This window comes from Streptomyces sp. V4I8 (genome assembly GCF_041261225.1).
Lineage (GTDB): Bacteria > Actinomycetota > Actinomycetes > Streptomycetales > Streptomycetaceae > Streptomyces.
The window spans coordinates 6919676-6932558 of sequence record NZ_JBGCCN010000001.1 but is presented as its reverse complement, the minus strand read 5'-3'; the positions used below and the strand labels follow the sequence as shown (position 1 = coordinate 6932558).

Below are 12883 nucleotides of genomic sequence, written 5' to 3'. Positions count from 1 at the left end.
CCGGTTAGTAACGCGAGTCACGTCTCATCTGACGGACATCACACCGGCACGGGTCATTGAGCGCCTCGGACGGCGTAGTTGAGCACGTTCTCGCTCAACAGCTCCTCGATGTCGTCGAGAAGTACGAGCATCTCGCGTGACACTTCGTCCGGATTGCGCCCCTTGAGCATCTCGCGGCCGACGGCGACGAAGACCGTCTGATGGATCCAGGCGATCTGACCGGCGATCAGGCCCGGAAGCGGGTCGCCGGCGGACGCGCCGGCCTCCTCGCGCAGGGTCGCTTCGAGGTGGTCGTGGATCTCCTGCTGGAGGCTCCAGAGCCGGGACCGCAGCGGCGGCGCCTCGTGGATGACGCGCATGAAACGGTCGTAGCCCTCCATGAGGCCGAGCCGGGGCGAGACGGCCTCCGCCTCGGCGCGCATCTCCCGCAGCACGGCCCGGGCGGCCGACTCCCCCTTGTCCCGGGCGCGCACCCAGCGGGAGAGCTGCTCGACGACGCCGGCGGAGCGGTCGAAGAAGAGGTCCTCCTTCGCCGGGAAGTAGTTGTAGACGGTGTTCACGGAGACGTCGGCGGCCTCCGCCACCTCCGCGATGGTCACCGTCACGAAGCCGTGCTCCAGGAACAGCCCGGTGGCGATGTCCGAGATCCGCTGCCTCGTCTCGCGCTTCTTCCGCTCCCTGAGCCCCTCAGCCATGGTCCACATCCTAGCTTCGCTGGGTCCGCTGAAATTTTGGTGACATTGCAAAATTTAAGAGACTCTGTTTTTCTGGGGCCATGCCCATCATCAGTACGGCCGGACTGGCCCGTACCTTCCAGACCAAGCTCGGCCCCGTCGAGGCCGTGCGCGGCATCGACCTGACCGTCCGCGAGGGCGAGATCCTCGGCTTCCTGGGCCCGAACGGGGCCGGCAAGACGACGACCCTGCGGATGCTGACGACCCTGCTGGCGCCCACCGGTGGCGCGGCCACGGTGGCCGGCCGCGATCTCGCGAACGACCCGGCAGGGGTGCGGCGGGCGTGCGGATACGTGGCCCAGTCGGGCGGGGTCGATCCGCAGATCACCGTGCGGGAGGAACTGGTCACCCAGGGCCGTCTGTACCGCCTGACGAAAGCCCAAGCGGCCGAGCGCGCCGGGGAGTTGGCCCGCGACCTGGGCCTCACCGACCTCCTCGGCCGCAAGGCCGGCGCCCTCTCCGGCGGCCAGCGGCGCCGCCTCGACATCGCGATGGCGCTCACGCACCGCCCGAAGGTCCTGTTCCTCGACGAGCCGACGACCGGCCTCGACCCCGGCAGCCGGGCCGACCTGTGGGACCTGATCCGGCGCCTGCGCGACGAGCACGGCACCACGGTCTTCCTCACCACCCACTACCTCGACGAGGCCGACGCCCTCGCCGACCGTCTGGTCGTCGTCGACCGGGGCGTGGTCGTGGCGGAGGGCACGCCGAGCGCGCTGAAGCTGGAGTACGGCGGCTCGATCGACGCCTCGCTCCAGGACACGTTCCTCGCCATCACCGGCCGCAGCGCCACGCCGGCCGACGCCGCCCCCGTAGCCGTATAGGAATCCTCAGATGCTGTTCCAGGACACGGCCCTCATCTACGGCCGCTATCTCCGCCAGTCCCTGCGCTCCCGCTTCGCCCTGCTCTTCGGCGTGCTGATGCCGCTGCTGTACCTGCTCTTCTTCGGTCCGCTGCTGACGGATCTGCCGCTGGGAGAGGAGGGCAGCTCATGGCAGGTGCTGGTGCCCGGGCTGCTGCTGCAACTCGGCTTGTTCGGGGCGTCGTTCGCGGGCTTCGCGATCATCATCGAGCAGGGCCAGGGCGTGGTGGAGCGGATGCGGGTGACGCCCGTCAGCCGCCTCGCGCTGCTGCTGGGCCGGGTGCTGCGCGATGCCACCGTGTTCGTCTTCCAGGCGGTGCTGCTGGTGCTGGCCGCGCTGGTGATGGGGCTGCGGGCGCCCCTGCCCGGCGTCCTGATCGGCTTCGCGTTCGTCGCGCTGCTGACGGTGTCGCTGGCCTCGCTGTCGTACGCGCTCGCGATGAAGGTGCGCACGCCGCAGGAGTTCGGCCCGGCGGTCAACGCCATGACGATGCCGATGATGCTGCTGTCGGGCCTGATGCTGCCGATGACACTGGGGCCCGCGTGGCTGGACGTCCTCTCCCACTTCGTGCCGTTCCGCTATCTGGTGGACGCGGTGCGGGACGCGTACGTCGGCTCGTACGCGACGGCGCACATGCTGTACGGCGTCCTGGTCGCGCTCGCCTTCACCGCGCTGGCCGTGACAGTCGGCACACGCGTGTTCCGAACGGCCGGAGCGTAACTACGCTGGTCACATGGTCAATCTGACGCGCATCTACACCAGGACCGGCGACCAGGGCACCACCGCCCTCGGCGACATGAGCCGGGTCGCCAAGACCGATCTGCGGATCTCGGCGTACGCCGACGCCAACGAGGCGAACGCGGTGATCGGCACGGCGATCGCGCTGGGCGGGCTGGAGGAGGAGGTCGTCAAGGTTCTGACCCGGGTGCAGAACGACCTGTTCGACGTGGGTGCGGACCTGTCGACGCCGGTGGTGGAGAACCCGGAGTTCCCGCCCCTGCGGGTCGAGCAGTTCTACATCGACAAGCTGGAGGCGGACTGCGACCACTTCAACGAGCAGCTGGAGAAGCTCCGGTCCTTCATCCTGCCGGGCGGCACGCCGGGCGCGGCCCTGCTCCACCAGGCCTGCACGGTCGTCCGCCGGGCGGAGCGCTCGACGTGGGCTGCGCTGGAGGTCCACGGCGAGGTGATGAACCCCCTCACGGCGACCTATCTCAACCGCCTGTCCGACCTCCTGTTCATCCTCGCGAGGACGGCGAACAAGGAGGTCGGGGACGTGCTGTGGGTGCCGGGCGGAGAGCGCTAGGCGCACCGCGGGAGTGCCGGTGCCGCGATCGGTCGGCTGTCGTCCGCAGGTGCGTCGTGGCTGGTCGCGCCCACGCGGCGGAGCCGCAAATTGAATACAGCCCCGCGCCCCTGGAGGGCGCTGCCGAACCGCGGGCGCTTATCGCCGGGCCTGCTCCTTCGACGTGACTATCCGGTCGTCGGCCTCCGGCTCGCCCTTCGGCTGCTTCGGCCAGATCAGGTAGGCCAGCGCGACCAGGCCATGGATGCCGGCAGCGCGCAGTGCCGCCCACTGGAAGGACCGCAGGGACGAGGTGTCACCGTCCCCGACGTACCAGATCGCACCCTGGAGCAGGGCGAGGGCCACCGCCGCCGCGAGGAGCGTCCGCAGCCACAGGCGGCCCTCGTGCCGGGCCCGCGCCATGCCGTACTGAGGGGGCTTGGGCGGGGGCGGGCCGCCGCCCAGGCGGTGGGCGGCGTGGCCGTCGAGCCAGCGGATCGTGTAGTGGCCGAAGGCGACGGTGTAGCCGATGTAGAGCGCGGCCAGACCGTGCTCCCAGCCCGGCTCCGCGCCGTTCTTGAGGTCGATCGCCGTCGCGACGAACAGGACCAGTTCCAGCACCGGCTCGCACAGCAGCAGCACCACACTCGTACGGCGCCACTTCAGCAGGTAGCGGACGGCCAGGCCCAGGGCCAGCAGCACCCAGAAGCCGACCTCGCAGGCGATGATGAGGGCGACGATCACAACATGCTCCCTTCGGTCACCCTTCCAGGCTCCCGGCGGCCGCGGCCCCTTTCGTCGTCGGCGGTGACGAAACCGCCGTACATCGAAAGATGCAGTCCAGGACCCTCCTCCCGCATCAGGCGTGGGCCGCGGGCAGCGTGTTGGATGGAGTCATGGCCCTCCCCCGCCCGCACCGCTTCGACGTGTACATCGCCGTCGGCGGGCTGCTCGGCGGCCTGTTGCTGGTGGGCATCGGGCTGGGCACGCGGACCGCCAAGGACCCGATCACGCTCTTCGACGGCCCCTGGCCGATCCTGGTGCCGCTCACCGTGATGGCCGGCTGCGAGCTGCTGCGCCGGTCGGCCCCCCGCGCGGCCCTGCTGATCGGCACGCCCGCGATCTGCGCGGACGTCTTCACCCAGGGCAACCTGGCCACGGTCCTGATGTTCACCGACATCATCTACGCGGCCGTGCTGTACGGTCCGCTCGCCTCGGCCCGCCGTATCCAGTGGATCACCGGTCTGCTCACGGTGGCCGGAACGCTGGTGCCGTTCGCGGTGTGGCGCGTCCCGGAGGCGCTGCTGATCGGTGTGGTCGTCGGTGTCGTGGCGTACGCGCCCGCCGCCACCGGCTGGATCGTCCGCAACCACCGGGACGCCGCCGAGGCCGCCCGGCTGCGCGCCGAACAGACCGCGCTGCTGGCCGAGATGGACCGCACGCAGGCCGTCACCTCGGAACGCGCCCGCATGGCACGCGAGTTGCACGACATGGTCGCCAACCATCTCTCCGCCATCGCCATCCACTCCACGGCCGCGCTCTCCCTCGACGACCCGAAGACCTCCCAGGAGGCCCTCTCGGTCATCCGTGAGAACAGCGTCGAAGGGCTCGCCGAGATGCGCCGGCTCATCGGCATCCTGCGTGACTCCAGCGGCGACACCGAGCCGGTCGCCGCACCCACGCTCGAGGGCCTCGACGCACTGGTCGAGGGCGCCCGCACCAACGGCCTCGACGTCCACCTCGATGCGGAACCCTGCGGCGTCCCCACCCCGGTCGAACTCGCCGCCTACCGCATCGTCCAGGAGGCCCTGACCAACGCCCTCAAGCACGCCTCCCCCGGCCGGGTCACGGTCGCCCTCGCTCAGCGGGACGGCTCCCTCACCGTCACCGTGACCAGCCCTTTCGGCGACCGTGACGGGCCCCGCGCGCCCGGCTCCGGAGCCGGGCTGGTCGGGATGCGGGAGCGGGTCGAGCTGCTGGGCGGCGCGTTCGAGGCCGGTCCCGTCGACGACCCGGACTCCGCGGACGGCAAGATCTGGGTCGTACGCGCCACGCTTCCCGTGACCGAAGGAGACAGAGAATGATCCGCGTCCTGGTCGCCGAGGACCAGTCCGCCGTCCGCGCCGGGCTCGTCCTCATCCTGCGCAGCGCGCCCGACATCGAGGTGGTCGGCGAGGCGGCGGACGGCGAGCAGGCGGTGGCCATGGCGCGCGCACTGCGGCCGGACCTGGTGCTGATGGACGTACAGATGCCACGCCTGGACGGGGTCTCGGCGACACGGCAGGTGGTCGGCGAGCGGCTGGCCGACGTCCTCGTGCTGACCACCTTCGACCTCGACGAGTATGTGTTCGGGGCGCTGCGGGCGGGCGCGTCCGGTTTCCTGCTCAAGAACACCGAGGCCAAGGACCTGCTGGCAGCGGTACGCACGGTGGCGCGCGGCGAGGGCCTCATCGCCCCGGCCGTCACCCGGCGTCTGATCGCCGAGTTCGCCGCGAAGCCCGTACGGGAGCCGACGGCCGACCCGTCCGTCCTCGACGCCCTCACCCGGCGCGAGCGCGAGGTGCTGTCCTGTCTCGGCGAGGGCCTGTCCAACGCCGACATCGCGGCTCGGCTCGACATGGCCGAGGCGACGGTGAAGACCCACGTCAGCCGTCTGCTGGGGAAGCTCGAACTGCGCAGCCGGGTGCAAGCGGCCGTACTGGCACAGGAGTTGGGGATCCAGCGGTTCGGGACCCGACCGTAACGAGAGTGGTCCAGACCTATTGACCTGTGGTCCAGACCTTTCTATTCTCGCGGCACCGTGGGCGTGAAGGCTCAGTCACGCCCCCAACTCCCCACCCCAAGGGGCGCGTCGGTGTCGAGGGCGCGAGCGCGCGGAGGCCCGAAGGGCTGAGCACGGTCGCGCCCTCGACACCGGCTCAGGCGCCCCGCAAAATCAGACAAGGAGGCGCAGCATGCGCTTCAGACACAGAGCCGCGGCAGGGTTCGCGACCCTGTTGCTCCCGCTGGCCGGTCTGGTCGGCCTCGCGAGCCCCGCCGAGGCCGCGGCATCCGCCACCGCCACCTACGTCAAGTCCCAGGACTGGGGCTCCGGCTTCGAGGGCAAGTGGACGGTGAAGAACACCGGCACCACCTCACTCAGCTCCTGGACGGTCGAGTGGGACTTCCCCTCCGGTACGTCCGTCACCTCCGCCTGGGACGCCGACGTCACCTCCTCCGGCACCCACTGGACGGCGAAGAACAAGTCCTGGAACGGCACGCTCGCCCCCGGCGCCTCCGTCAGCTTCGGCTTCAACGGCGCCGGCACCGGATCCCCGAGCAACTGCAAGCTGAACGGCGGCGGTTGTGACGGCGGCACCACCGAACCCGGCGACAACGCACCCAGCGCCCCCGGCACCCCCAGCGTCTCCGACATCACCAACACCTCGGTGAAGCTGTCCTGGAGCGCCGCCACGGACGACAAGGGCATCAAGAACTACGACGTCCTGCGCGACGGCGCCAAGGTCGCCACCGTGACGACCACGTCGTACACCGACACCGGCCTCACCGCCGGCACCGACTACTCCTACAGCGTCCAGGCCCGCGACACCGCCGACCAGACCGGCCCGGTCAGCGGCGCCCGCGCGGTGCGCACCACCGGCGGCACCACCGATCCGCCGCCCACGGGTGACAAGGTCAAGCTCGGCTACTTCACCGAGTGGGGCGTCTACGGCCGCAACTACCACGTCAAGAACCTGGTGACCTCCGGCTCCGCCTCGAAGATCACGCACATCAACTACGCGTTCGGCAACGTCAAGAACGGCCAGTGCACCGTCGACGACACCTACGCCGCCTACGACAAGGCCTACACGGCCGACCAGTCCGTCAGCGGCACCGCCGACACCTGGGACCAGCCGCTGCGCGGCAACTTCAACCAGCTGCGCCAGCTGAAGGCCAAGTACCCGCACATCAAGGTGCTGTACTCCTTCGGCGGCTGGACCTACTCCGGCGGCTTCGGCCAGGCCGCCGCCAACGCGGCCGCGTTCGCCAAGTCCTGCAAGGCCGTCGTGGAGGACCCGCGCTGGGCCGATGTCTTCGACGGCATCGACATCGACTGGGAGTACCCGAACGCCTGCGGCCTGACCTGCGACACCTCGGGGCCGGCAGCGTTCAGGACCTTGATGTCGGCGCTGCGCACGGAGTTCGGCCCGAACTACCTCGTCACCGCGGCCATCACCGCCGACGGCTCCTCCGGCGGCAAGATCGACGCGGCCGACTACGGCGGCGCCGCCCAGTACCTCGACTGGTACAACGTGATGACGTACGACTACTTCGGCGCCTTCAACGCGCAGGGCCCGACCGCGCCGCACTCCCCGCTCACGTCGTACCCCGGCATCCCGCAGGCGGGCTTCAACTCCGCCGACGCCATCGCCAAGCTCAAGTCCAAGGGCGTGCCGTCCAAGAAGCTGCTGCTCGGCATCGGCTTCTACGGCCGCGGCTGGACCGGCGTCACCCAGTCCGCCCCCGGCGGCTCGGCGACCGGCGCGGCTCCCGGCACCTACGAGGCGGGCATCGAGGACTACAAGGTCCTGAAGAACTCCTGCCCGGCCAACGGCACCATCGCCGGCACGGCGTACGCGCACTGCGGCACGAACTGGTGGTCCTACGACACCCCGTCGACGATCGCCGGGAAGATGACCTGGGCCAAGAACCAGGGCCTGGGCGGCGCGTTCTTCTGGGAGTTCAGCGGCGACACCGGCAACGGTGAGCTGGTGACCGCCATCAACAACGGGCTCAACTGACAGACGTACCCAGCGACACAGACGTACTAGGCGACATTGACGCGCTGACCGGGCGGGGCTGCCTCAAGCCACGCGAGAAAACCGGTCAGCGCGTCTTCGCTCATGGCGAGCTCGAGGCGCGTGCCCCGGTGCAGACAGGTGAGGATCACCGCGTCGGAGAGCAGCGCCAGCTCCTCCTCGCCGTCGGGGACCCGGCGGCCGGCCACCTCGATGGCGGAGCGCTCCAGGATGCGGCGCGGGCGGTAGGCGTAGGAGAAGACGCGGTACCACTCGATGCGGTCGCCGTTGTAGCGGGCGACGCCGTAGCTCCAGCCTTTGCCGTTGGTGTCGGGTTTCTCCGGCACGTCCCAGCGCAGGGAACAGTCGAAGGTGCCGCCCGAGCGCTGGATGAGTCTGCGGCGCAGGCCGAAGACGAACAATCCCAGCACCACGAGGGCGACGACGATTCCGCACACAGTCAGAGCGAGGACCATCGGCACCGACCTCCTCGTCTCCTAGGTAACGGAACGGAAAAAACTTCCATATCTGCCTCAGCCGCGACCGGCACCGGATTGCTCCGGTCCCAGCCGCGGCTGAGTGACGTCATCGCGTGCGCTCCCCCAGAGCCTAGACGGCCAGGGAGGTGCCCCTGGGGGTCAGCGCGCCGTCGCCGCCCGCAGGCGGACCTCCGCGCGACGCTCGGCGGACGCGTCGTCGTCCCCCTTCGCGCGCTCGAGTGCCCGCTCCGCGCGCTGGACATCGATCTCGTCCGACAGCTCGGCGATCTCGGCCAGCAGCGACAGCTTGTCGTCCGCGAAGGAGATGAAACCGCCGTGCACCGCGGCGATGACGGTTCCACCTTCACTCGTACGGATGGTCACCGGGCCCGACTCCAGCACACCGAGCAGCGGCTGGTGACCGGGCATGACGCCGATGTCGCCGGACGTGGTGCGCGCGACGACCAGGGTGGCCTGGCCCGACCAGACCTCACGGTCGGCGGCGACCAGCGCGACGTGCAGCTCAGCAGCCAAGGTGGCTCCTCGGGTCACCACCCGGCGGTTCTGCCGGGTGTTGGTTACAAGTCTAGTAGGCGTGAGAGAGGGGGCGGGACGAACCCCCGCCCCCTCATCAAGAGCTCAATGGCTCACGAAGACCGGTGCGTCAGGAGACGCCCAGCTCCTTCGCGTTCTTCTTCAGGTCCTCGATACCACCGCACAGGAAGAACGCCTGCTCCGGGAAGTGGTCGAACTCACCGTCGATGATCGCGTTGAACGCGGTGATCGACTCGTCCAGCGGCACGTCCGAACCGTCCACGCCGGTGAACTGCTTGGCGACGTGGGTGTTCTGGGACAGGAAGCGCTCGACACGGCGGGCACGCTGGACGACCAGCTTGTCCTCCTCGCCGAGCTCGTCGATGCCGAGGATGGCGATGATGTCCTGGAGGTCCTTGTACTTCTGCAGGATGCCCTTGACACGCATGGCGGTGTTGTAGTGGTCCGCCGCGATGTAGCGCGGGTCCAGGATCCGGGACGTGGAGTCCAGCGGGTCCACGGCCGGGTAGATGCCCTTCTCCGAGATCGGACGGGACAGAACCGTCGTCGCGTCGAGGTGGGCGAAGGTGGTGGCCGGGGCCGGGTCGGTCAGGTCGTCCGCGGGGACGTAGATCGCCTGCATCGAGGTGATCGAGTGACCACGGGTCGAGGTGATGCGCTCCTGGAGGAGACCCATCTCGTCGGCCAGGTTCGGCTGGTAGCCCACCGCGGAGGGCATACGGCCGAGCAGGGTCGAGACCTCGGAACCGGCCTGCGTGAAGCGGAAGATGTTGTCGATGAAGAACAGCACGTCCTGCTTCTGGACGTCACGGAAGTACTCGGCCATGGTGAGGCCGGCCAGCGCGACGCGCAGACGGGTGCCCGGGGGCTCGTCCATCTGACCGAAGACCAGGGCGGTCTTGTCGATGACGCCCGAGTCGGCCATCTCCTCGATGAGGTCGTTGCCCTCACGGGTGCGCTCACCGACACCGGCGAACACGGAGACACCGTCGTGGTTGTTGGCGACGCGGTAGATCATCTCCTGGATGAGCACCGTCTTGCCGACGCCGGCACCGCCGAACAGACCGATCTTTCCACCCTTGACGTACGGGGTGAGAAGGTCGATGACCTTGACGCCGGTCTCGAACATCTCGGTCTTCGACTCGAGCTCGTCGAAGTTCGGGGCCTTGCGGTGGATGCCCCAGCGCTCGCCCTCGTACTGCTCGTCGACGTTCAGCACCTCACCGAGGGTGTTGAACACCTTGCCCTTGGTGAAGTCACCGACGGGCACCGTGATGGAGGCACCGGTGTCGGTGACCGGAGCCTGGCGGACCAGACCGTCGGTGGGCTGCATCGAGATCGTGCGGACCAGGCCGTCACCCAGGTGCTGGGCGACCTCCAGGGTCAGCGTCTTCTTCGCGCCCTCCTGGGCCGGGTCGGCCACCTCGACGTGAAGGGCGTTGTAGATCTCCGGCATGGCGTCGACGGGGAATTCCACGTCGACGACCGGGCCGATGACCCGGGCGACGCGGCCCGTGGCAACGGCCGTCTCAACTGTCGTCGTCATTACCTGTCACTCCCCGCGGTCGCGTCGGCCAGGGCTGCGGAGCCACCGACGATCTCGCTGATTTCCTGGGTGATTTCGGCCTGGCGGGCCGCGTTGGCAAGCCGCGAGAGCGTCTCGATGAGCTCTCCCGCGTTGTCGGTGGCCGACTTCATCGCGCGCCGCGTGGCGGCGTGCTTGGAGGCGGCCGACTGGAGCAGCGCGTTGTAGATACGGCTCTCCACGTAGCGCGGCAGCAGGGCGTCGAGGACGTCCTCCGCCGAGGGCTCGAAGTCGAACAGCGGGAGGATCTCGCCCGAGGGCGCGGCCTCCTTGGCGACCTCATCGAGGCTGAGCGGCAGCAGACGGTCGTCAAGGGCCGTCTGCGTCATCATCGAGACGAACTCGGTGAAGACGATGTGGAGTTCGTCCACGCCGCCCTCGGCCGTGTCCTTCTCGATCGCCTCGATCAGCGGCGCCGCGACCTTCTTGGCGTCCGCGTACGACGGCTCGTCCGTGAAGCCGCTCCACGAATCCGCGATCTTGCGCTCACGGAAGTTGTAGTGGGCGACACCACGGCGGCCGACGATGTAGATGTCGACCTCCTGGCCCTCGCGCTCCAGTCGCGCGGTCAGCTGCTCCGCGATCTTGATGGCGTTCGAGTTGAAGGCGCCGGCGAGACCCCGGTCGCTCGTCAGGAGCAGCACCGCGGACCGCGTGACCGTCTCGGCCTGCGTGGTCAGCGGGTGCTTGGTGTTCGAGCCGGTACCGACCGCCGTGACCGCGCGGGTGAGCTCGGTCGCGTACGGCGTGGAGGCCGCCACCTTGCGCTGCGCCTTGACGACGCGCGAGGCGGCGATCATCTCCATCGCCTTGGTGATCTTCTTGGTCGCGGTGACGGATCGGATGCGACGCTTGTAGACCCGGAGCTGGGCTCCCATGAGTCAGGTCCCTTCCTTACGTCACTTGGAGGCGCTGGTCGCCTTCGGACCGGCCTCTTCGCCGAGCAGCTTGCCGTCCGAGGTCTCGAACTGCTTCTTGAAGTCGGCGATCGCGTCGGCAACAGCGCTGAGGGTGTCGTCCGACATCTTGCCGCCCTCCTTGATGGAGGTCATGAGGCCCTGCTCCTTGCGGTGCAGGTACTCGAGGAGCTCCTTCTCGAAGCGGCGGATGTCGTTGACCGGAACGTCGTCCATCTTGCCGGTGGTGGCACCCCAGACCGAGACGACCTGGTCCTCGGTGGCCATCGGCTGGTACTGAGCCTGCTTGAGCAGCTCGACCAGACGCGAACCACGCTCCAGCTGCGCCTTCGACGCGGCGTCCAGGTCGGAACCGAAGGCGGCGAACGCCTCCAGCTCGCGGTACTGGGCCAGGTCCAGACGGAGACGACCGGAGACCTGCTTCATCGCCTTGTGCTGCGCGGAACCACCGACTCGGGAGACGGAGATACCGACGTTCAGCGCGGGGCGCTGACCGGCGTTGAACAGGTCCGACTCCAGGAAGCACTGGCCGTCGGTGATGGAGATGACGTTGGTCGGGATGAACGCCGAGACGTCGTTGGCCTTGGTCTCGACGATCGGCAGACCCGTCATCGAACCGGCGCCCATGTCGTCGGAGAGCTTCGCGCAGCGCTCCAGCAGACGGGAGTGCAGGTAGAAGACGTCACCCGGGTAGGCCTCACGGCCCGGCGGGCGGCGCAGCAGCAGGGAGACGGCGCGGTAGGCGTCGGCCTGCTTCGAGAGGTCGTCGAAGATGATGAGGACGTGCTTGCCCTCGTACATCCACTGCTGGCCGATGGCCGAACCGGTGTACGGCGCCAGGTACTTGAAGCCGGCCGGGTCGGACGCCGGGGCGGCGACGATGGTCGTGTACTCCAGCGCGCCGTTCTCCTCCAGCGCGCGGCGGACCGACGCGATCGTCGAGCCCTTCTGGCCGATGGCGACGTAGATGCAGCGGACCTGCTTGTTCGGGTCGCCGGTGCGCCAGTTGTCACGCTGGTTGATGATCGTGTCGACGGCCAGGGCGGTCTTGCCGGTCTGGCGGTCACCGATGATCAGCTGACGCTGACCACGGCCGATCGGGGTCATCGCGTCGACGGCCTTGTAGCCGGTCTCCATCGGCTCGTGCACCGACTTACGGGCCATGACGCCCGGAGCCTGAAGCTCGAGGGCGCGGCGGCCGGACGTCTCGATCTCGCCGAGGCCGTCAATCGGGTTGCCGAGCGGGTCGACGACGCGGCCGAGGTAGCCCTCGCCGACCGCCACGGAGAGGACCTCACCGGTACGGGAGACCGGCTGACCCTCCTCGACGCCGCTGAACTCACCGAGGATGACGGCGCCGATCTCGCGCTCTTCCAGGTTGAGCGCGAGTCCGAGGGTGCCGTCCTCGAACTTCAGCAGTTCGTTGGCCATGGCCGAGGGCAGGCCCTCGACCTTCGCGATGCCGTCGCCGGCAAGGGTGACCGTACCGACCTCCTCGCGCGAGGCCGCGTCCGGCTTGTACGACTGGACGAAGTTCTCCAGCGCGTCCCGGATCTCCTCCGGCCGGATCGTGAGCTCCGCCATCTGGGTTCCCTGCTCTCCTTGTTGGGCCCGAAGTTTCACTTTGGGGGGATGGGGACTCCCCCCATAAAAGAGGTGAATCCTCTGCACGGCCCAACATGGGCC

At 69.0% G+C, this 12883-nt stretch carries 13 protein-coding genes; 6 read left to right on the top strand and 7 right to left on the bottom strand.

The features are described 5' to 3' along the window. Window positions 1-53: 53 nt before the first annotated feature. Window positions 54-695, bottom strand: a complete 642-nt coding sequence (locus tag ABIE67_RS31615; RefSeq protein WP_370264786.1) for a TetR/AcrR family transcriptional regulator — start codon at window positions 693-695, stop codon at window positions 54-56. An 80-nt stretch (window positions 696-775) separates the two neighbouring features. Between ABIE67_RS31615 and ABIE67_RS31610 the strand changes: the two genes are divergently transcribed. The 3 genes from ABIE67_RS31610 to ABIE67_RS31600 are packed head-to-tail and all read left to right on the top strand — an operon-like array spanning window position 776 to window position 2904. Next, on the top strand, window positions 776-1558 hold the full coding sequence (locus ABIE67_RS31610) for an ABC transporter ATP-binding protein (protein WP_370264785.1): 783 nt from the start codon (window positions 776-778) through the stop codon (window positions 1556-1558). Between the two features lie 10 nt (window positions 1559-1568). After that, window positions 1569-2318, top strand: a complete 750-nt coding sequence (locus ABIE67_RS31605; protein WP_370264784.1) for an ABC transporter permease — start codon at window positions 1569-1571, stop codon at window positions 2316-2318. 13 nt (window positions 2319-2331) lie between these two features. Further along, window positions 2332-2904, top strand: a complete 573-nt coding sequence (locus ABIE67_RS31600) for a cob(I)yrinic acid a,c-diamide adenosyltransferase (RefSeq protein WP_370264783.1) — start codon at window positions 2332-2334, stop codon at window positions 2902-2904. 138 nt (window positions 2905-3042) lie between these two features. Here the strand turns inward: ABIE67_RS31600 and ABIE67_RS31595 are convergent, their stop codons facing one another. Next, window positions 3043-3627 (bottom strand): hypothetical protein, encoded by a 585-nt coding sequence (locus tag ABIE67_RS31595; RefSeq protein WP_370264782.1) that lies wholly within the window; start codon window positions 3625-3627, stop codon window positions 3043-3045. Window positions 3628-3779: 152 nt separating this feature from the next. Here ABIE67_RS31595 and ABIE67_RS31590 point away from each other — a divergent pair, with 152 nt between their 5' ends. The 3 genes from ABIE67_RS31590 to ABIE67_RS31580 all read left to right on the top strand — a co-directional run bounded on the left by ABIE67_RS31590 (window position 3780) and on the right by ABIE67_RS31580 (window position 7664). Next, window positions 3780-4967, top strand: a complete 1188-nt coding sequence (locus tag ABIE67_RS31590) for a sensor histidine kinase (RefSeq protein WP_370264781.1) — start codon at window positions 3780-3782, stop codon at window positions 4965-4967. Beyond that, complete coding sequence (locus ABIE67_RS31585; RefSeq protein ID WP_370264780.1) at window positions 4964-5626, top strand: response regulator; 663 nt, start codon at window positions 4964-4966, stop codon at window positions 5624-5626. Before ABIE67_RS31590 ends, ABIE67_RS31585 begins: the two co-directional genes overlap by 4 nt. 211 nt (window positions 5627-5837) lie before the next feature. Continuing rightward, window positions 5838-7664: a glycosyl hydrolase family 18 protein gene (locus ABIE67_RS31580; protein ID WP_370264779.1), complete on the top strand. Its 1827-nt coding sequence runs from the start codon at window positions 5838-5840 to the stop codon at window positions 7662-7664. A 26-nt stretch (window positions 7665-7690) separates the two neighbouring features. Here the strand turns inward: ABIE67_RS31580 and ABIE67_RS31575 are convergent, their stop codons facing one another. The 5 genes from ABIE67_RS31575 to atpA all read right to left on the bottom strand — a co-directional run bounded on the left by ABIE67_RS31575 (window position 7691) and on the right by atpA (window position 12781). Then, the gene (locus ABIE67_RS31575) at window positions 7691-8137 is read right to left on the bottom strand and encodes a DUF2550 domain-containing protein (protein ID WP_062717680.1); all 447 of its coding nucleotides are present in this window, start codon (window positions 8135-8137) and stop codon (window positions 7691-7693) included. Between the two features lie 162 nt (window positions 8138-8299). Further along, window positions 8300-8674, bottom strand: coding sequence for a F0F1 ATP synthase subunit epsilon (locus tag ABIE67_RS31570; RefSeq protein ID WP_030049636.1), 375 nt, complete (start codon window positions 8672-8674; stop codon window positions 8300-8302). 130 nt (window positions 8675-8804) lie between these two features. After that, window positions 8805-10241: a F0F1 ATP synthase subunit beta gene (gene atpD, locus ABIE67_RS31565; protein WP_370264778.1), complete on the bottom strand. Its 1437-nt coding sequence runs from the start codon at window positions 10239-10241 to the stop codon at window positions 8805-8807. Then, window positions 10241-11158 carry a F0F1 ATP synthase subunit gamma gene (locus ABIE67_RS31560; RefSeq protein WP_370264777.1) on the bottom strand — a complete coding sequence of 306 codons (918 nt, stop codon included), beginning with the start codon at window positions 11156-11158 and terminating at the stop codon, window positions 10241-10243. The genes atpD and ABIE67_RS31560 overlap by 1 nt, the downstream gene beginning before the upstream one ends. 21 nt (window positions 11159-11179) lie before the next feature. Continuing rightward, entirely contained in the window at window positions 11180-12781 is a 1602-nt protein-coding gene (atpA, locus tag ABIE67_RS31555; RefSeq protein WP_370264775.1) for a F0F1 ATP synthase subunit alpha, read from the bottom strand. Window positions 12782-12883 lie beyond the last annotated feature (102 nt).